At 62.5% G+C, this 19,347-nt stretch carries 18 protein-coding genes; 7 read left to right on the top strand and 11 right to left on the bottom strand.

What is annotated here, in order from left to right; genetic code table 11:
- Positions 1-6: 6 nt before the first annotated feature.
- Positions 7-849, top strand: coding sequence for a DUF1206 domain-containing protein (locus tag OIS50_RS13185; RefSeq protein ID WP_264691102.1), 843 nt, complete (start codon positions 7-9; stop codon positions 847-849).
- A 77-nt stretch (positions 850-926) separates the two neighbouring features.
- On the opposite strand, the gene OIS50_RS13190 is transcribed toward OIS50_RS13185, so the two are convergent.
- Positions 927-2,162 carry an NAD(P)-dependent oxidoreductase gene (locus OIS50_RS13190; RefSeq protein WP_264691103.1) on the bottom strand — a complete coding sequence of 412 codons (1,236 nt, stop codon included), beginning with the start codon at positions 2,160-2,162 and terminating at the stop codon, positions 927-929.
- A gap of 324 nt (positions 2,163-2,486) precedes the next feature.
- Between OIS50_RS13190 and gcvP the strand changes: the two genes are divergently transcribed.
- Positions 2,487-5,405: an aminomethyl-transferring glycine dehydrogenase gene (gene gcvP, locus OIS50_RS13195; RefSeq protein ID WP_264691104.1), complete on the top strand. Its 2,919-nt coding sequence runs from the start codon at positions 2,487-2,489 to the stop codon at positions 5,403-5,405.
- Positions 5,406-5,523: 118 nt separating this feature from the next.
- On the opposite strand, the gene OIS50_RS13200 is transcribed toward gcvP, so the two are convergent.
- Both OIS50_RS13200 and OIS50_RS13205 read right to left on the bottom strand, forming a co-directional pair.
- A complete protein-coding gene (locus tag OIS50_RS13200; RefSeq protein WP_264691105.1) occupies positions 5,524-5,820 on the bottom strand; it encodes a hypothetical protein in 297 nt (98 codons plus the stop codon).
- An 89-nt stretch (positions 5,821-5,909) separates the two neighbouring features.
- Positions 5,910-6,203, bottom strand: a complete 294-nt coding sequence (locus OIS50_RS13205; protein WP_264691106.1) for an SH3 domain-containing protein — start codon at positions 6,201-6,203, stop codon at positions 5,910-5,912.
- Between the two features lie 207 nt (positions 6,204-6,410).
- Between OIS50_RS13205 and OIS50_RS13210 the strand changes: the two genes are divergently transcribed.
- Positions 6,411-7,019: a DUF4136 domain-containing protein gene (locus tag OIS50_RS13210; protein WP_264691107.1), complete on the top strand. Its 609-nt coding sequence runs from the start codon at positions 6,411-6,413 to the stop codon at positions 7,017-7,019.
- A 178-nt stretch (positions 7,020-7,197) separates the two neighbouring features.
- A complete protein-coding gene (locus OIS50_RS13215) occupies positions 7,198-9,615 on the top strand; it encodes a T9SS type A sorting domain-containing protein (protein WP_264691108.1) in 2,418 nt (805 codons plus the stop codon).
- 95 nt (positions 9,616-9,710) lie between these two features.
- On the opposite strand, the gene lipA is transcribed toward OIS50_RS13215, so the two are convergent.
- Together lipA and OIS50_RS13225 are read right to left on the bottom strand one after the other, a co-directional pair.
- A complete protein-coding gene (gene lipA, locus OIS50_RS13220) occupies positions 9,711-10,613 on the bottom strand; it encodes a lipoyl synthase (RefSeq protein WP_264691109.1) in 903 nt (300 codons plus the stop codon).
- 161 nt (positions 10,614-10,774) lie between these two features.
- A complete protein-coding gene (locus OIS50_RS13225; protein WP_264691110.1) occupies positions 10,775-11,572 on the bottom strand; it encodes a hypothetical protein in 798 nt (265 codons plus the stop codon).
- A 93-nt stretch (positions 11,573-11,665) separates the two neighbouring features.
- On the opposite strand from OIS50_RS13225, the gene OIS50_RS13230 reads away from it, so the two are divergent.
- Positions 11,666-12,073 carry an OsmC family protein gene (locus tag OIS50_RS13230; protein WP_264691111.1) on the top strand — a complete coding sequence of 136 codons (408 nt, stop codon included), beginning with the start codon at positions 11,666-11,668 and terminating at the stop codon, positions 12,071-12,073.
- 105 nt (positions 12,074-12,178) lie between these two features.
- Here OIS50_RS13230 and ytxJ read toward each other — a convergent pair whose 3' ends face one another.
- The 4 genes from ytxJ to OIS50_RS13250 all read right to left on the bottom strand — a co-directional run bounded on the left by ytxJ (position 12,179) and on the right by OIS50_RS13250 (position 15,371).
- Positions 12,179-12,517, bottom strand: a complete 339-nt coding sequence (gene ytxJ, locus OIS50_RS13235; RefSeq protein WP_264691112.1) for a bacillithiol system redox-active protein YtxJ — start codon at positions 12,515-12,517, stop codon at positions 12,179-12,181.
- Positions 12,518-12,856 (bottom strand): hypothetical protein, encoded by a 339-nt coding sequence (locus OIS50_RS13240; protein ID WP_264691113.1) that lies wholly within the window; start codon positions 12,854-12,856, stop codon positions 12,518-12,520.
- A gap of 12 nt (positions 12,857-12,868) precedes the next feature.
- Positions 12,869-13,312, bottom strand: coding sequence for a hypothetical protein (locus tag OIS50_RS13245; protein WP_264691114.1), 444 nt, complete (start codon positions 13,310-13,312; stop codon positions 12,869-12,871).
- A gap of 79 nt (positions 13,313-13,391) precedes the next feature.
- Positions 13,392-15,371, bottom strand: coding sequence for an alpha-ketoacid dehydrogenase subunit alpha/beta (locus tag OIS50_RS13250; protein ID WP_264691115.1), 1,980 nt, complete (start codon positions 15,369-15,371; stop codon positions 13,392-13,394).
- A gap of 287 nt (positions 15,372-15,658) precedes the next feature.
- Between OIS50_RS13250 and OIS50_RS13255 the strand changes: the two genes are divergently transcribed.
- Positions 15,659-16,942, top strand: a complete 1,284-nt coding sequence (locus tag OIS50_RS13255) for a M16 family metallopeptidase (RefSeq protein ID WP_264691116.1) — start codon at positions 15,659-15,661, stop codon at positions 16,940-16,942.
- A gap of 57 nt (positions 16,943-16,999) precedes the next feature.
- On the opposite strand, the gene OIS50_RS13260 is transcribed toward OIS50_RS13255, so the two are convergent.
- Both OIS50_RS13260 and OIS50_RS13265 read right to left on the bottom strand, forming a co-directional pair.
- Entirely contained in the window at positions 17,000-17,566 is a 567-nt protein-coding gene (locus OIS50_RS13260; protein ID WP_264691117.1) for a hypothetical protein, read from the bottom strand.
- A 137-nt stretch (positions 17,567-17,703) separates the two neighbouring features.
- Positions 17,704-18,048 carry a hypothetical protein gene (locus OIS50_RS13265; RefSeq protein ID WP_264691118.1) on the bottom strand — a complete coding sequence of 115 codons (345 nt, stop codon included), beginning with the start codon at positions 18,046-18,048 and terminating at the stop codon, positions 17,704-17,706.
- Between the two features lie 146 nt (positions 18,049-18,194).
- Between OIS50_RS13265 and pheS the strand changes: the two genes are divergently transcribed.
- Positions 18,195-19,286 carry a phenylalanine--tRNA ligase subunit alpha gene (gene pheS / locus OIS50_RS13270; protein WP_264691119.1) on the top strand — a complete coding sequence of 364 codons (1,092 nt, stop codon included), beginning with the start codon at positions 18,195-18,197 and terminating at the stop codon, positions 19,284-19,286.
- Positions 19,287-19,347 lie beyond the last annotated feature (61 nt).

Here is a 19,347-nt window from a genome sequence, read left to right on the forward strand (position 1 = left end):
AACACCATGGCTACTCTGGCATCTCATATTCCTACTCATCTTCCGGCTTCGCCATCCGATGGCATCCGCACCTTGGCGCGCCTGGGCTTTGCGGCCAAGGGCATGGTATACACGGTGCTTGGCGTGCTGGCCGTAATGGCTGCCACCGGCACCGACGGCGGCCGCACCGCCGACAAAACCCAAGTGCTACAAACCATTCAGGACATGCCCATGGGCCGCTGGCTGTTGGGCTTGGTAGCCCTGGGGCTGGCCGGCTACGTGCTGTGGCGCTTTGTGCAAGCCATCCGCGACACCGAAGGCCACGGCAACAGCGCCAAAGGCATGGGCAAGCGCATAGCCTATGCGGCCAGTGCCCTGGGCTACGGCGTGCTGGCGTACATTGCCGGCAAGGCGGCACTCGAAAACAGCACCGCCGGCAGTGGCAGCGGCGGCAACTCGCGCCAGTCGTTTGTGGCTACGCTGCTCGAGCAATCGTACGGGCAGTGGCTGGTGGGCGCCATCGGCCTTACGGTAATCGGCATTGGCTTGTACCAGTTGTTCCGGGCCTATTCGGGCTCGTTTGCCAAACACGTAAACTCCAGCCAGATTCCGGCCGGCCAGCAGCGCCTCGTGCACCGCATGGGCCAGCTGGGCTACACCGCCCGCGGCATTGTGTGGGCCATTCTGGGTTACTTCCTGATTCAGGCCGCCATGCACAGCAACGCCAACGAAGCCCAAGGCACCGAGGGCGCCTTCGACTTTCTGGCCAGCATGGGCTCGGGCCTGCTGCTGGTGGTGGCGCTGGGCTTGGTGGCCTACGGCTTGTACATGTTTGTGCGCGCCAAGTACCCCATCCTGCGCGGCGTGTAGCGCGGCCCTAGGCGAAAACACAACGAAGCCCGTTCGGCACTGCGCCGAACGGGCTTCGCGTTTGTAATGGCGCTGGGTTAGTGCACGCTCACCAGCGTGTCTTCGCTCACGTAATCCTGCAGGTACTCGAACCTAGGGGTAAGCTGGCCGCGGGCGGCAATCGTAGCCCGCTCGATAACGTGGTCGGGGTCGGGGCCGAACAGGTGCGGAAACACATTGTCAATCAGCTGCCGGCCAAAGTCGCGCGAGGCGTTGCGGGGCAGCTCGCAGGGCAGGTTATCCACGGCCATTACAGTAATGTTGCCGGGGCGCGAATACGCGGCCTCCAACGCGCCGGTAGCGGGGTTGTAATCGAAAGCCGGATCGGGGATGCTGGTGCTGCGCTTGGTTACGGGTATGGAGCCGTCGACGTCGCAGGTAACGTCGGCAATGGTGTTGATGCGGAAATCGGGGCGGCGCGTGTCGTCTTCCGAAAACAGCCTGGGTGCCGTGGGGTGCCAGTAGGCGCAGGCAATCAGCAGGTCGGTTACGGGCAGAAACTTGTCGAACGTGGACTTGTACTCCTGCGGGTTGCGGTGAAAATCGGGGGTGTCCCACACGCGGCCATCGAGGCGGGCGTTGTAGTCGGAGGAGCGTAGCTGCGTGTACACCGGCTCCGTGAAATCGTGGTAGAGGTAATCGTACACGCTTACGCGCCGGATGCCCATGCAATCGAGCACCTCCAGGGCGCCCTTGGCTACGCGGCCCGAGCCCGTAACGGCCATTTTGATGGGCGGCAGGCGCTTTACCTTAAAGTACTCCTCCTGCATGTCGCCTAGGTCGGTGCACTGGTAGGCGGGCTTCAGCTGGTACAGGCCGTGCTTGCGGCCGTAGGTGAGCAGCCCGTTGTAGGCGCCCACAATGCCGGCCCAGCGCCCAAAGGCCACAATCCGCTCGCCCTCGGCGTTGGTGAGCATTTCGTAGTCGATGAGCGTAATGTCTTTCTGCAGCACTTGGCGCAGCAGCTCGCGGTTGGCGGGCTGCTTTTTTACGGTGTGCGAGAAGAACAAGTAAGTTTTATGCGGAATGAGCTGCGCGACGGGCACCTCCTTCACGCCCAGCAGAATATCGCAGTCCGAAACATCGGCTTGCACCTCAATGCCCAGGTCGCGGTATTCCTGGTCGGCGTAGCTGCGGATGTCGCTGCTCTGCACCACCACTTTCACGTGCGGCCAGGTGTGTTGCACCTCAACGCACTTTTTGGGGGTAAGCGGCACGCGGCGGTCGACGGGTACTTTGCCTTCGCGGATAAGGCCCAAACGGATGGGTAGCATAGCAGTAACAGAACGGGTGGGTGGTAACGGCAAAGCTATTGTTTTCAGGCACAAATGCGCCGCCCCCGGCTTGCAGGCCCCTGCGCCGCTCCGCCCGGCCCTAGCTGCTTTGCCCGGTGCCCGCGGCCCTAGGTAGCCATTGCCCCTAGGTGCCGTAGCAGCCACGCTGGCTGCGGCACCTGCTTGGTTGGCCCTGGCCTAAACACCGGCTTCCTGCTTTTGCACATTTTCGTCGGTATTTTGGTTTAAGGAGCAATCCATTTCAAGCTACCTTTGTTAGGGCCTAACGAGGTCCCATTTCCCGCCATCCATCTGTTTCCCTGTATGAAGTTGTCCTTCAAGCCCGCCGACGTGTTCGTTGACCGCCACAACGGTCCTGACGCCGTGGCCGTGGCCGAGATGCTGCAAACCATCGGCGTTGAGTCGGTGGATCAGCTCATCAATGAAACCGTACCGGCCCGCATCCGGCTGAAGCGCGAGCTAAACCTGCCCGCGGCTCTTACCGAGCGCCAGTTTCTGCAGAAGTTCAAGCAGATTGCCGGCCAAAACAAAGTATTCCGTTCGTTTATCGGCCTGGGCTACCACGACACCCAGCTGCCGCCGGTAATCCTGCGCAACATCATGGAAAACCCCGGCTGGTACACGGCTTACACGCCCTACCAGGCCGAAATTGCGCAAGGCCGCCTCGAAGCCCTTATCAACTACCAAACCATGGTAATTGAGCTGACGGGCCTCGAAATTGCCAACGCCTCGCTGCTCGACGAAGGCACCGCCGCCGCCGAAGCCATGAACATGTTCCATGGCCTCACCAAAAAGAAGAACGCCAACAAGTTCTTCGTTTCGGAGCAGGTGCTGCCCCAAACCCTCGACGTGCTGCGCACCCGCGCCACGCCCCTGGGCATCGAGCTGATCGTGGGCGACCACCGCACCACCGACCTCTCCGACGAGGGCATCTTCGGTGCGCTGGTGCAGTACCCCGCCGCCGATGGTGAGGTATTCGACTACACTGATTTTATTGCCCAAGCGCACGAGCGCGGCCAGTTTGTGGCCGTAGCGGCCGATCTGCTGGCCCTCACGCTGCTCACCTCGCCCGGCGAGATGGGTGCCGACGCCGTAGTAGGCAACTCGCAGCGCTTTGGTGTACCGATGGGCTACGGTGGCCCGCACGCCGGCTACTTCGCTACCAAAGACGCTTACAAGCGCGTAATTCCGGGCCGCATCATCGGCCAGAGCGTGGATGCTACCGGCAACCGTGCTTACCGCATGGCCCTGCAGACGCGCGAGCAGCACATTCGTCGCGAAAAGGCTACCTCTAACATTTGCACTGCGCAGGTGCTGCTGGCCGTTATTGCCGGCATGTACGCCGTGTACCACGGCCCCGAGCGCCTCAAGCAAATTGCTACCAACGTGCACCTGCTCACCCGCCAGCTGGCCGAGGGCCTGCGCGGCCTGGGCGCCGAGCTGCTGGTTGAAAACTACTTCGACACGGTTTCGCTGAAGCTGGAAAGCGCCGAGCTGCAGCAAGCCCTGAAGCGCGAGCTGGAAGCCGTAGGCATCAACCTGCGCTACTTCGGCGAGAGCAACGTGGGCATTTCGCTGCACCAGAACGCCGAGCCGCAAGACGTAGCCGATATCCTAGGTGCGTTTGGCAAAGTGCTGGGCAAGCAGGCAACGGCTTCGCTTGAAGTACCGGCCGATGCCGAGCTGGTGTGGCCCGCTGGCCTGATTCGCAAGTCGGAATTCCTGAAGCACGAGGTGTTCAACACGCACCACTCGGAGCACGAGCTGCTGCGCTACATGAAGCAGCTCGAGAACAAAGACCTCTCGCTGACGCACTCGATGATTTCGCTGGGCTCGTGCACCATGAAGCTCAACGCCACCGCCGAGATGATTCCGGTGACCTGGCCCGAGATTGGCCAATTGCACCCCTTCGCGCCGCGCGAGCAAGCCCAGGGCTACGCCCAGATCTTCAAAGACCTGGAGGCCTGGCTGTGCGAGGTTACTGGCTTCGACGCGGTTTCGCTGCAGCCCAACTCGGGTGCGCAGGGCGAGTACGCTGGCCTGCTTGTTATCAAGGCTTACCACGATGCCCGCGGCGACCATCACCGCAACGTAGCCCTCATTCCGGCTTCGGCGCACGGCACCAACCCCGCTTCGGCGGCCATGGTGGGCATGCAGATTGTGGTGGTAAAGAGCACCGAGCGCGGCGAAATCGACCTCGACGACCTCGAGGCCAAGGCCGAGCAGTACTCGGATAAGTTGAGCTGCCTGATGGTGACCTACCCCAGCACGCACGGCGTGTACGAGGAGAGCATCATCGACATCTGCAACCTGATTCACGAGCACGGCGGCCGCGTGTACATGGACGGCGCCAACATGAACGCCCAGGTGGGCCTCACCTCGCCCGCCAACATCGGCGCCGACGTGTGCCACCTGAACCTGCACAAAACCTTCTGCATTCCGCACGGTGGCGGTGGCCCCGGCGTAGGCCCCATCGGCGTAGTAGCCGATTTGGCTCCGTACCTACCCGGCCACGTGCTGGTAGATGCCGATGGCCGCACCGAAGGCGCGGTTTCGGCAGCTCCGTGGGGCTCGGCTAGCATTCTGCCCATTTCGTACGCCTACATTGCCATGATGGGCGGCGAAGGCCTGAAGGCAGCCACCGAAACGGCTATTCTGAACGCCAACTACATCAAGGCCCGCCTCGAGGAGCACTACCCGGTGCTATACACGGGCGAAAACGGCCGCTGCGCCCACGAAATGATCCTCGACTGCCGCCAGTTCAAGAAAGCTGGTATTGAGGTGGAGGACATTGCCAAGCGCCTGATGGACTACGGCTACCACGCGCCCACGGTATCGTTCCCGGTAGCGGGTACGCTGATGGTGGAGCCGACGGAGTCGGAGAGCAAGGAGGAGCTGGACCGCTTCTGCGAGGCCATGATCAAGATCCGCGAGGAGATTCGGGCCGTAGAAGAAGGCCGCGCCGATGCCAAGGAGAACGTGCTGAAGCACGCCCCGCACACCGCGGCCGTGCTGCTGGCCGAGGAGTGGACGCGCCCCTACACCCGCGAGCAGGCTGCCTACCCCACCGATTTTGCCCGCCGCTTCAAGTTCTGGCCCACCGTGTCGCGCATCGACTCGGCCTACGGCGACCGTAACCTGATTTGCGCCTGCACGCCCATCGAGGCTTACGCCGACCAGGAGGAGCACCTCGTGCCCACCGACAAGGGTCCGTCATACTAAGTAGTTGGTATCAGGTACTTGGTATTGAGTACCTGATACCAATTACCCAGTACCAAGTACTAATAAAAAGGCCCGCTGCTAGATGGCAGCGGGCCTTTTTGTTGCGGGCACCTAGGGATTAACGACCGAAGCAGGAGCGGTACATGTAGCCCACCTGCGCTTCGCCGGCGGGGTTGGTAACGCGGGCCTTCACAAAGTACGTGTCGATGGTATCCATCACCTGTACCTCCATGCCCGAGGCCACCGTCATCAGTTGGGCGGCTTCCTTCTTCATGCCGTCGTAGAGGGCGCATTCTACTACGGTGTTGTGTGCTACGGGTGTGCGGTTGGCCCGAGCTGCCGAGCTGCCATCGTCTTTGGCGGCGCTGCAGGCACCTAGGGCCGCAAGGGAACAGAACAGTAGAGCTTTTTTCATATAGCTGAATTATGTCAGGAAGATAATGAATTGAATGGGTGCCGAAAAGTGAAAAAACCGGGCCGATAATCAGCAACGGCCGCGGTAACTTATTTGCCCAGGCAGGCTTTGTACATGAAGCCCGTTACGGCTTTGCCGTTTTTGCTTAGGCGCGCCCGCACAAAGTGGGCGTTGCTCGAGTCGAGCACCTGAATTTTGGCGCCCACCTCCACCATGGCCAGCATTTCGGATTGCGTGGAGGCCTGGCTGTAGAGGCCGCAGGTGGTGCCGGTGGTGCGGTCGATGGCCACGGGCAGCAGGGTCGGGATTTTCGCAACGTCGTCTTTGGCGGTGGCGCAGGCGCCGAGCGAAAGCAAAAGCGCAGCAAACAATAGGCGGTTCATGAGTAGGATTTTGGGGGAAACAGAGCGGTGCTACAATATCAAACCCGTCAGTAGCATATCAAAATATTCCTGTCTTTTTATTCTACTACATTCTTAGGGATATACAAAAACCGGGAACGTGCGGCCATGCTCCGGGTGTTATGCTGATGCGCCGGCACCTAGGGCCACAACGGCCAGCAGCGGCGCGTTTCACCACGCAATTTTCCCATGAAATCCATCACTCAGCTTTTCACTCGTCCGGTGGCGCTGGCAGCCGTTGGGCTGGCCCTGCTTCTGGGCTCGGCCGGTTGCGCCTCCATACCGCGCGTAGGCGTCACTTCCGACTTCGACCACGCCGTAAACTTCCGCAACTACAAAACCTGGGCCTGGTACCCCCAGCAGCCTGCCGACGCCGAGGGCGGCCCCGCCCAGGGCTACAACTCGTTCTTCGATAAGCGCATGCGCCGCTCGGTAGAGGCCGAGATGGTACGCAAAGGCATGACGAAGGTGGAGAAGAACCCCGATGTGTTCGTGGCTTACTCCGCCCGCGTAGAGGACAAGCAGCGCACCAACACGGCGGTGCCCTACGGCCCCTATGGCTGGTACCCCTACTGGGGCTACGGCTGGAACCGCGGCCTGTATCAGCAGCCCGTGGTAGAGTACAAGGCCGGCAACGTCATCATCGACATTGTGGATGCCAAGCGCAAGGAACTGGTATGGCGCGGCTACGGCCAAAGCCAGGTAGATGAGCAGAACCTGTCGGATGAGGAAGTAAACCGCATCGTGACGGGCGTGCTGGGCACCTACCCGCCCACCGACAACACCGCTCGTCGTTAAGCCTAGCTACAGAGCGCCAAAGCGCAAAAAGCCCCGCCCCTTGGCGGGGCTTTTTTTGTGCCCTGCCCGCGGCGGCTCGGAGGCAGCCCACTGCCTTGTTACACCATAAACGCCGCGAAGCCGGACAGTAAAAAACCTAATTTGCGCGGATTATTCCCGTTTGATCTGCTTTTGTTACATGACAACACATTTACCCACCCGGCGCTTGTGGCTGCCGCTGCTCGGCCTGTGGTTTCCGCTGGCGCTACAAGCCCAAACCGTGGTGTTTTCGGAAGATTTTGAAGGCGCCGACTTCGGTTCCTTTACGGCGGCCAACGCCGCGGCCAACAAGTGGTTTGCCGGCAGCGTGCCCGGCAACGGCCCTACCACCGCAGGCAGCAAAGCGGCCTTTGTAGCCAAAGACAACGGCACCACGCACGAATACGACCTCGGCACCACGTCGGTATCGCACTTGTACCGCACGGTGGCGCTGCCGGCAGGCCACAACGTATTCGAGCTTTCGTTTGATTGGAAAAACCAGGGCGACGTGGCTCCCAACGACGTGCTGCGCGTGTACCTAGCTCCAGAGGACTTTACGCCCACCGCGGGAGCTCAGCCGTCGGCCAGCGCCAACGCGGTGCTCGTAACCACCGCGCCGCTCAGCCAGCAAAACAGCTACGCCCGCCTCACGCTGCCCCTCCCCGGTGGCGCCGCGCTGGCCGGCACCACGCGCCGCCTCGTTTTCACCTGGGGCAACAACGCGTCGTCGGGGAGCCAAATGCCCGCCGCCATCGACAACGTGGTGCTTACCGCCAGCACGGTGCAGCCGCTACCCGCCGGCACCTACACCATCGACAACACCCGGCCGGGCAGCGCCACCAACTTTGCCTCGCTGCGAGCAGCCTTCGAGCGGCTTAACCAGGCGGGGGCGGCCGGTGCTGTTGCCTTCGAGGTAGCGGCAGGCCAGACCTTCGGCGAGGCCTTGCCGCCCCTGCAGGCCAGTGGCACGGCCACGGCGCGCATCGTGTTTCGCCGGGCCGGGGCGGGTGCCAACCCGGTGGTGCAGCTAAGCACCGGCGCCGCGGCCATCGACCTGGCCGGCGCCGACTACGTGACGTTTGACGGGATTGATGTGCAAGCCGGCCCCGGCAACGGGCCGCTCTACGGCTACCGCGTGCGCAACGCCTCCCCCACCGACGGCGCCCAGGGAAACATCATTCGCAACGCCAGCATCACGCTCAACCGCGCCATCAACTCGGTGGAGCTGTTGCAGGGCACGGGCGCGGCGTACGGCGCCGGCGCCCCCACGGCAGGCACGGGCGTGAGCATCGGCAACTACTACCACGATCTGAAAATCAGCAACGCCAACAGCGGCGTGTGGCTGCTGGGCGCCGAAACCGCCTACCCCGACATGGACAACGAGGTGGCGCGGGTGCAGGTGGGCAACGGCACACCCGGCGACATCGGCAATGCCACGCTGAGCTACGGCATGCAGCTGGAAAACCAATACCACCTGAGCGTGCACGACAACCTCATCCGGGGCGTGCACTCCAGCAACGCGGCGGTGTACGGCATCCAGGCCCTGGGTTTGCAGGGCACCGATGCCGCGGCCAGCCGCCTCTACAACAACCGCATTTCGGATGTGCGCTTTGCCAGCGCCACCAGCCCCTCTACCCTGATTTCGGCCAACGGGCTGGCCGTGGCGCCGCACACGGTGGGTCCGCAAACCATCTACCTCTACAACAACGTCATTTCGGGCGTGGTGCGCGACTTCAACGCCACCACTACCCCGGCCAACCGCTTGTTGCGCGGCATTCACCTGACCACTACCGGCACCAACGCCGACACCAAAATTGCCTTGTGGCACAACACCGTACAGGTGAATGCCGGCACCGATGCCAAGTTCATCAGCGCGGCCTTCGAATCGAGCGGCTCGGCAGCAACCGGGGGCAAGGTTGACATTCGGAACAACATCTTCGCCAACCTCACGGGCGCCCAAACCGCAGGCAAGCACTACGTGCTGTACTTCCTTACGGCCACAGCCGGCAGTGCGGGCTCGGTAATCGATTACAACAACCTGTACCTGGCCAACAGCACCGGCGGGTTTGTGGGCCGCACCACGGCTTTCGAGCACGCGGCCCTGCCGGAATGGCGCACGGCCACCAGCCAGGATGCCAAGAGCCTCGCCGAAGACCCCAAATTTGTATCGGCCACCGATTTGCGCCCTACCAACGGCCTGCTGAAAAGCAAAGGCGTGGCGCTGCCCGAAGTAACCGCCGATGTGGCCGGCACCCTCCGGCCCAGCACCAGCCCCGACCTAGGCGCCTACGAGTTCACGGTGCTTTCGGGTCAAGCACCTCGCACTGCCGAGCTGGGCGTGGCGGCCTACCCGGTGCCCTTCGGCAACCGGCTCCAACTGCGCCTGGCGCAACCCTTGCGCAGCGTCGCCACCGTTGAGCTGCTCGATGCCCTAGGTAAGCGCGTGTGCACCACCACCTTGGCACCTGCCGCCCAAACGGCCATGCTCGAAAACCTGGGCGCGTTAAAGCCCGGCACCTACGTGTTGCGCCTGGTTACCGCCGATGGCCGGCAGCAGGCGCTGCGCGTGTTGCGCTAGCGCAACTTACCGCAGCAAAAAGCCCCGCTCTCCTCGGCCGAAGAGCGGGGCTTTTTGCTGCGCATCACCTAGGGGCAGCCCTAGGTAGCCGAGGGTTAAATGGGCACGTTTACGTGGCGCTCGGCGTGGTAGCTCGAGCGCACCAGCGGACCGCTCTCCACGTACTTCAGCCCGCGACGCAGGCCCTCTTCGCGGTAGTGCGCAAACAGATCGGGGTGAATGAACTCGGCCACCTCGATGTGCCGCTTGGTAGGCTGCAGGTACTGACCTAGGGTGAGGATATCGAGGCCGTTGGCCACGAGGTCGTCCATGGCCTGGTACATCTCGTCTTTGGTTTCGCCGAGGCCCAGCATAATGCCCGATTTGGTGCGCTTGCCGGCGTCCTTGGTGCGGCGGATTTGCTCCAGGCTGCGGTCGTACTTGGCCTGCGGGCGCACCAGGCGGTAGAGGCTGCCCACCGTTTCGATGTTGTGCGACACCACTTCCTGCCCGCCGGCAATCATGGTGTGCAGCGCATCCCAGTTGGCTTTCACGTCGGGGATGAGCGTTTCGATGGTGGTTTCGGGCGAGAGCTGCTTGGTTTGCACCACCGTTTCGTACCACACGCTGGCGCCGCGGTCTTTCAGCTCATCGCGGTTTACGGAGGTGATTACGGCGTGCTTCACGCCCATCAGCTTAATGGCCTCGGCCACGCGCCGGGGCTCGTCGAGGTCGTACTCGGTGGGGCGGCCCGTGGCCACGGCGCAAAACGAGCACGAGCGCGTGCAAATGTTGCCCAGAATCATGAACGTGGCCGTGCCGGCACCCCAGCACTCGCCCATGTTGGGGCAGTTACCGCTTTCGCAGATGGTATGCAGCTTATGTTCGTCCACGAGGCGGCGCACGTTGGCGTACGATTCGCCTACGGGCAGCTTCACGCGCAGCCAATCGGGCTTGCGGGGCTTGGCCGGGGCAGCCGCTTCGGGTTGTATTACGGGTAAGGTCAGGAGAGTATCCATACCGCAAAGGTAGTGGGTATTGGGTTGTTGGTAGTCAGTAACCACCCAACAAAGCGTGGGTTTGGCTGCCGGCCGCATAGCCGCAACCAAACCCACGTAATGGCTGGTTCAAAACCCTAGGTGCTTGTAGCAGCTTTGGCCGGCAACAGCCAAAGCAGCAACTACTTGCGCTGGCCGATGTACAGCGTCACGTACACCGACGAAAACACGTTGTCGTTGATTTGCCGGTCGGGGGTGTTGAGGGCGCGCAGTACCGTGAGGCGCTTGGTATAAGCCTCTAGCAACACGCCGGCCTCCAGGCCCGCCACGGCGTCGCGGTAGCGGCCGTACTCAAACGTGAAAGCCCCGCGCACGTGGGCCCCGATGTTGGGCTTCAACTCGTTGATGCCGGTAAACAGCGGCGCGCGGTCGTAAATGCGGTTCGGGTCGCTGTGCTTGCCGGGGTCGTACTGCTCCGAGCGGATATCCTCGCGCGGGCTGGGGTTGCTGGGGTCGGGTGCGGGCGTGTAGTCGTAGTACACGTAGTAGGGCATCAGCAGGCCCAACGAGGGCCCGGCGCCCACCAGGCCGTTTACCTGCACCCCCGATTCGGCCGCTTTCCGGAAGATGACGCGCTGCAAGCCCACGCTCGGGCGCGCCACAAACAGGTAGTTGCTTTTGCCCAGCACGTACACCCCGCCCACGTAGGTTTGGGCGCGCTGCTCCTTGCGGTTTTTCACCTCCACGCCCTCAATCATCCAAAAACGCGCCCAGTCGTCGTTCAGCAAATGCGTGGAGCGCACGGCCGCGCCGCCAATAAGGCCGGCGTTGGAGTTCAGGTTGATGCCGTAGGTGAATTCTTTCTGGTACGCGGGGCCATCCTGGGCTTCCTGCGCGTGCGCGGCCGGGGCGGCCAGGCCGGCAGCCGCGAGTAGCACAGCAAACAAGAGCGGAGTACGCACGGCAGTAGAAGCTGGCATAGGGTGCAAATGAGAAAGGGCTGCGCCCACGAAGCGGGCCTCTCCGAAAGTACGTAAATTTGAACGCATCCGTCTGTAAGTTCTGAAGATTATATGAGCACCGCCACCGCCCGCTACGCCGGCCAGCTGCGCACCGAAGCCCAACACGTGGCCTCGGGCACCACCATCCAAACCGATGCCCCGGTAGATAACCACGGCCGCGGCGAAGCGTTTTCGCCCACCGATTTGGTAAGCGCGGCGCTTGGCTCGTGCATGATGACCATCATGGGCATCGTGGCGGAGCGCAGCAGCCTCGACCTCAGCGGCGTCACCTTCGAGGTAACCAAGCACATGGCCTCCGAGCCGCGGCGCATCGCCGAAATCGAGGTGAAGTTCCGGATGCCGGCCAGCCTTTCGGCCAAAGACCGCACGGTGCTGGAAAACGCCGCCCGCACCTGCCCCGTTGCTCTTAGCCTGAACCCGGAAATTCGTCAGTCGGTTCAGTTCTCCTACGAGGGCTAACCGCGCTTGCGTTGCCCCATAAAAAGGGCCGCCTTTTACCGGTTTTGGGCACACGGCCCGAAGCGGTAAAAGGCGGCCCTTTTGCGGTGCTGCACCTAGGCCGACCTAGGCCAGTTTCTTCTTCACGTCATTGAGCTGAATGCTCATGTGCGAGGCGTCGTAGCGGCACTCGCCGTTGCGGATCAGCAACAGCTGCGGCGACTCGTGCCGGATGCCGAACTGCTCGGCAATCTGGTTGGATATGGGCCGGAAGCGCAGCAGATCGAGGTAGTAAGGCTTCACGTCACCTAGGCCCGCCTCGGCCCACTGGCGCTCCAGCCGGCTTTTGGCCATGGCACTAATGGAGCAGCTGGTGCTGTGCTTGAAAATGACGACGGGTTGCTGAGCCGACTCGCGCACGATGTCGTCGAGCTGCTCGGGCTGGGTAAGCAGATGCCACTGCATTTATTCGGTTGCTTTGATTTTTTTCTTGGGTTTCGATAAGCCCAGGCCCACGCGCTGGCGTTGGTCGCTCACGCGCGGCGTGCCGGAGTTATCGAACTTGTAACGCTCGCTGCCGTCTTTTGGGTTTCGCAGGCGGCCGCTCTCGCCGGGGCGCAGGTCGTGCTTGGTTACGGCCAGGTGGCTTTGGCGCAAATCCTCGGCGGCCGGGTACTTGCGGGCATCGCGCAACGAGCGGCGCGCTTCTTTCTTTGGGTTTGGGCTAACAACCGACTCCTGAGCCGAAGCCGCCGTAGCAGCGCCGCACACCAGGGTAATTACTAAAGCGTAACGAAGCAGCATAGAGCGAATGGGTTAATTGCTATCGGGGGTGTCGGCCGGGGCGCTTTTGGCCTTGTTGGGGTAGTGCCTCGAGCGCGAGGGCACGGTGCTGGGCACGCGGGTCTTGTTCTTCTTTTTAAACGAAATCCAGGGCCAGGCCGGAATGCGCACCCCCAGGATGAACTTCTCGCCGGGCTTGGCCAAGCGGCGGCGCTTGTACTTCGGCTTTTTGAGCAGGCCGTTTTTGTCGTAGCTGTTCTTCTGAATTTTGGGAGCTTCGGTACTGGCCGTACCCGTCGAGCCGTCGGCCATTTCGGTCGCCTCCGGGTCTTTCTTTTTGGTCTTGGTTTTTTTGGTTACCGGGCCCGAGGGGTTGGGCAAGCGGTAGGGCCGGCAGCTTTGCAGCGCAGGCCCGGCTACCAACATCAGCACCAGCAACAGCCAGCCCAGCCGGCGCACCCGAAGCAGCTCCATCACAAATGGCAGGGGGTAAGTAAAGTACAATCAGTTCGAAAAATACAAAGGCCGGAGAATATCCCCGGCCTTTGTGCCCGATTTAGTAGGCAAGCAGCTTTTCGAGGTACTGCCGCAGGCGACTTTCGGCCAGGAAGTTTTGCTCCAGGGCCGGCGCAAACGGAATAGCTGTATCGAGCGAAGCCACGCGCTGCACGGGCGCATCGAGCGCGGTAAAGCAGTGCTCGGCAATCCAGGCGGCAATTTCGCCGCCAATGCCGCCGGTAAGCGTGTCTTCGTGCAGAATGATGACGCGGCCGGTTTTCTCCACGGTAGCGCGCACAGCGTCTTGGTCCCAGGGCAGCAGGCTGCGCAGGTCCAGGATGTCGCAGTCGAGCTGCATTTCGTTGGCCAGCTTGGTGGCCCAGTGCACCCCTAGGCCGTAGGTAATGATACTCAGGTCGGCACCCTCGCGCGCCAAGCGGGCCTTGCCGATGGGCACGGTGTAGTACTCGTCGGGCACCGGCTCGCTTACCGAGCGGTACAGCAGCTTATGCTCGAAGTAGATTACCGGGTTGGGGTCTTCGATGGCGGCGGCGAGCAGGCCTTTGGCGTCGTAGGGCGTGCTGGGGTACACCACCTTCAAGCCCGGCGTGTGCACAAACCACGCCTCGTTGCTTTGCGAATGGAACGGCCCGGCGGCCGAACCCGCGCCGGTGGGCATGCGCACCACCACGTCGGCGTTCTGGCCCCAGCGGTAGTGGCTTTTGGCGAGGTTGTTTACAATTTGGTTGAAGCCGCAGGTAACGAAGTCGGCGAATTGCATTTCTACCATTGCCTTCTTGCCCCGAATGCTCAGGCCCAGGCCCGCGCCCACAATGGCCGACTCGCACAAGGGCGTGTTGCGCACGCGGCCTTTGCCAAACTGCTGCACAAAGCCATCCGTCACTTTAAATACGCCGCCATACTCGGCAATGTCCTGGCCCATGAGCACCAGTTCGGGGTAGCGCTCCATGCTCTGGCGCAGGCCATCGGAAATGGCATCTACGTAGCGCTTCTCGGTGCTGGCGGCACCTAGGGCCGGTGCCTGGTCGGGCGCCGCGAAGGGGCGGTACATATCGGCCACTTCCTCGGCGGTGTCGGCCGTTACCTCGGGCGTGTCGAACACCACGCGCCAGGCCTCGTCGATTTCGTCTTTGATGGTGCGGCGGTAACGCTGCTTGGCTTCCTCGTCGAGCACGCCCTGCTCCAGCAGGTAGCGCTCGAAGTTTTCCACGGGGTCTTTCTGGCCCCATTCCTCAAACAGCTCCTGCGGCACGTACTTGGTGCCCGAGGCTTCCTCGTGGCCGCGCATCCGGAAGGTAAGCGCCTCCAGCAGCACGGGGCGCGGGTTCTGGCGCAGGTCTTCGGCAAGGCGGCGCACGGTGTCGTACACCTCCAGCACGTTGTTGCCATCTACCTGCACAGCCTCGATGCCGTAGGCCGGGCCTTTGTTGATGAAGTAACCGTGGCGGAACTGCTCGTTGCTGGGCGTACTGAGGCCGTAGCCGTTGTTTTCGACAATGAAAATAACCGGCAGCTGCCACACGGCGGCCACGTTCAGGCCCTCGTGGAAGTCGCCTTCGGAAGCGCCGCCGTCGCCGGAGTACACCACCGTTACTTTGCCTTCGTTATCGAGCACCGAGGCCAGGGCAATGCCATCGGCTACGGCCAGCTGCGGCCCTAGGTGCGAAATCATGCCCACGATGTGGTGCTCGTTGGTGCCGAAGTGGAAAGACCGGTCGCGGCCTTTCGTGAAGCCCGTTTTCTTGCCCTGCCACTGCGCAAACAGCCGATCCAAGGGCAGTTGGCGGCACGTAAACACGCCTAAGTTGCGGTGCAGCGGCAGGATGTACTCGTCGGGGTGCAGGGCCAGGGTGCTACCCACCGAAATGGCCTCTTGCCCAATGCCCGAAAACCACTTGCTTACCTTGCCCTGGCGCAGCAGAATAAGCATTTTCTCTTCGATCATGCGGGGCTTCAGCAGGCCCTCGTACAGGCGGAGCAGCTCGTCGTTCGAGTAGTCTTTGCGGTCGAATGTCATTGGGTGGAGCGGGTTCGGGGAAATGGGTGGCGGCAAAGGTAGAAGGTTGAGCCGAAGGCCCATCGGTTTGGGGCCGCATGTGCCGGTGCTGCTATCTTCGGGCGCTGTATGCAGTTGCTATGCCCCGAGTACTACCTGTTTGTGCGGCCAACGCTGTGCACCGTTTTGCTGGGCGTGCAGGCCACGCTGTAAGCCTCGCGTGTATCGGGCTGCACCCGAACCTGCCACCTATTTCGTAGGTTAAGCTTCTTGACACGTTCGTTTCCCGCCCGCACCTACCGCTTCTCATGATACAATTCCAGGAATTTACCCTCGACAACGGCCTGCGCTGCATTGTGCACGAAGATTTTACGCAGCCTATGGCCGTGCTGAACATCCTCTACAACGTAGGCTCGCGCGACGAAGACCCCGCGCAAACGGGCTTTGCGCACTTGTTTGAGCACCTGATGTTTTCGGGCTCCGTCAACATTCCGTCGTACGACGAGCCGCTGCAGCGCGTGGGCGGCGAAAACAACGCCTTCACCTCGCCCGACATCACCAACTACTACCTCACGGTGCCGGCCCAGAACATCGAAACCGGTTTCTGGCTTGAGTCGGACCGCATGCTGAGCCTCGCGTTTTCGGAAAACGGCCTGGAGGTGCAGCGCAAAGTGGTGGTAGAGGAGTTCAAGCAAAACTACCTCAACCAGCCATACGGCGACGTGTGGCTGAAGCTGCGGCCCCTCGCCTACCAGCACCACCCCTACCAGTGGGCCACCATCGGCAAGGAAATCAGCCACATCGAAAACGCCACCATGCAGCAGGTGCGCGACTTCTTTGCCAAGCATTACTCGCCCGCCAACGCCGTTTTGGTGGTGGCCGGCGCCGTGAGCCTGGATGAAGTGAAGCGCCTGGCCGAAAAGTGGTTTGGCCCCATACCGGCCGGCACGCGCTACGAGCGGCAGCTGCCCCAGGAGCCGCGCCAGACGGAAGCCCGCCTGCTCACGGTGGAGGCCGATGTGCCGCTGAGCGCCCTGTACAAAGTGTACCACATGCCCAGCCGCGCCGACGAGGCCTACCAGGCCGCCGATTTGCTGAGCGACGTGCTAGGCCGCGGCAAATCGTCGCGCTTGTACCAGCGCCTGGTAAAGGAGCGGCCGTTGTTCAACTCCATATCGGCTTCGGTGTCGGGCTCATTGGAGCCGGGCTTGTTTGTAATCAGCGGCAAGCTGAACGAAGGCGTAAGCCTGGAAGAAGCCGACGCGGCCGTAACGGAGGTGGTGGAGGAGCTGCGCCACCAGGAAATAGCTGCCGAGGAGCTGGAAAAGGTGAAAAACCAGGCCGAGGCCAGCATCGTGTTCAGCGAAGTAGAGCTTCTGCACCGCGCCATGAACTTAGCCTACTACAAGCTCATCGGCGATGCTAACCTGGTAAACGAAGAAAGCGCCCGCGTGCAGGCCGTTACGCCGGCCCACGTGCTGGCAGCCGCCCGCGAAGTGCTCCGCCCCGACAACTGCTCGACGCTGCGCTACCAGGCCCGCCCGGCCGCCGCAAACAAAAAAATAGCCGAGGCTGAAACAGCCTCGGCTTAAGCTTGCCACCCGGGCCCGTGGCCCTAGGTGCTGCCGTGCCCCCGGTTGGGGCCCCACCTAGGGGCGCTGGCCGGGGGCGGTGTTTAGCAGGTCGGTTTGTTGGTTGTTGTCGGTGCTGCGGGGGCGCATCGAGGGCTTGGGCTGGATGGGGCGGCCCATGTAGTCGGAGCGGGTGCGGCCCGAGGGCATCAGGGGGCGGCCCGGGGCCACGCTCATGCCTTCGATGCGCTCGGGCGTACGGTCGCCGGAGCCAACGTCGCCGAAGCCGCCGTTGGCAGCGTTGCCCGTAACGCCGGCTGTGCCCTGCCCGCCCATGGCCTGCGAAGCATCGCCGGCGGCGCCGGTGCCGCCGGCGGGCGTGGTGGCGGTTGCGTTGCCCGCGGCCGGTGCGGCCGTGGCGCCGTTGGTAGCCGCAGCGCTGGGCGTAGCGGTAGCCTTGGTGGTAGTGGTTTTGGGCTTAGCGGCGGGCTTGGGGGCCGGTGCATCCCAGCCGCTCGAGCTGCCCCAGCCACCGCCGGAGCTACCCCAGCCGTCGTTGCCCTTGCTGGATGTCTTTTTTTGTTGGGCTTCCGCCGAAACAGCGGCCATGCCCATGGCTAGTACAAGAAAAGCGAAGCGTTTCATAGCGAGTTAGGAGAGTACGTGGGGGTGGAAAGGGAATTTACGGTTCTGGTTAAGCAGGTACAAGCCCGACAATCAGTTCATTATGCTGCCTCGCCGGCCGGCGAGTTCATGCGCAACCGCACCCTATCCAAAACAGTTCATCGGCGGCGCGGCTTGGCGGCCGGGGTTTTGGTATCGGATGCACGGCTAGCGGCTCGGCGGCTGCCGGCCGACATGGATGTGGCGCCCGTGCCCTTCGGTTTTGCCGGCGTGGAGGTGAGCTTGGCCTTGGGTTTGATGGGGCGGCCCATGTAGTCGGTGGTGAGGGCCAGGGGCCTGCCCAGGCGCATGCCGGGCGCCAGCCTCACGTCGTCGGAGGAGCGGGGTTGCGTGCGGGCGCGGTAGCCGCGGCCGGTGCGGGCTCGGCTCTGGGCTTCGGCAGGCAGCTCGGCCACTACGCCGGCTAGCATCAGGAACAGGGGCAGCAGTAAACGACGTACCATGCAGCGGGGCGTAGGGCTAGGTGAAGAAAACGTACCCGCCTGATACGTATGCGCGCCGCAAAGGGTCGGGCCTTTGGCTTGGCTTGCCGGGCAATTATGCACCTAGGGCCGCAAAAGCGCACCCGCAACCTATCTTTGCTTTTGTTATGCAGGACACGATTCAACAGCTTCGGGAGGAAATAGAGGGCTACGACGTTTCGACGGCGCAGCAGCTCGATCAGTTTCGCATTGCCTACACGGGCCGCAAAGGCCGCCTGGCCGACCTGTTCGACCAGCTCAAGACGGTAGCGGCCGAAGACCGCCGCGCCGTGGGCCAGCAGCTAAACCAGCTGAAGCAGCTGGCGCAGGATAAATTCGACCAGCGCCGCCAGCAGCTCGAAGACGAAGCCGCAACCCAACCCGCCGACCCGGGCTACGACTACACCCTGCCGCCCGTGCCGGGCGCCCTCGGTACGCGCCACCCCTTGAGCCTGGTGCGCGACGAAATCGTGCGCATCTTCTCGCGCATCGGCTTCAACGTGGCCGAGGGGCCCGAAATTGAGGACGACTGGCACAACTTTTCGGCCCTCAACTTCGCCGAAAACCACCCCGCCCGCGAAATGCAGGATACTTTTTTCCTGGCGGATGGGGTAACAAGTGACACGGAACAGGTAACAGGTGCGGATGGCGCCGTGTCACCTGTCACCTCATCACCTCATCACCTCTTGCGCACGCACACCAGCACCGTGCAGGTGCGCCTGATGCAAAGCCAGAAGCCGCCCATCCGCAGCATCATGCCGGGCCGCGTGTACCGCAACGAGGCCATTTCGGCCCGCGCGCACATGGTGTTCCACCAGATCGAGGGTTTGTACATCGACGAAAACGTGAGCTTCGCCGACCTGAAGCAAACCATCTACTACTTCGCGCAGGAGTTTTACGGCAAGGACGTGAAGATGCGGATGCGCCCCTCCTACTTCCCCTTCACCGAGCCCAGCACCGAGATTGATATTTCGTGCCTGATTTGCAAAGGCGCGGGCTGCAACATCTGCAAATACACCGGCTGGGTCGAGATTATGGGCGCGGGCATGGTCGATCCGAACGTGCTGCGCAACTGCGGCATCGACCCCGAGCGTTACTCCGGCTTTGCCTTCGGCATGGGCCTGGAGCGCCCCACCATGCTCAAGTACCAGATCAAAGACCTGCGCCTGTTCACCCAAAACGACATGCGCTTCCTGCGCCAGTTCGAGGCCATTCACTAGGCCCTAGGTGCCCGCGCCTGCTGCATTGAGGCGAGACGCAATATCTTGCGTCTCGCTTTCT

The sequence above is a fragment of the Hymenobacter sp. YIM 151858-1 genome, assembly GCF_025979705.1.
In the GTDB taxonomy this organism is placed as follows: Bacteria; Bacteroidota; Bacteroidia; order Cytophagales; family Hymenobacteraceae; genus Solirubrum.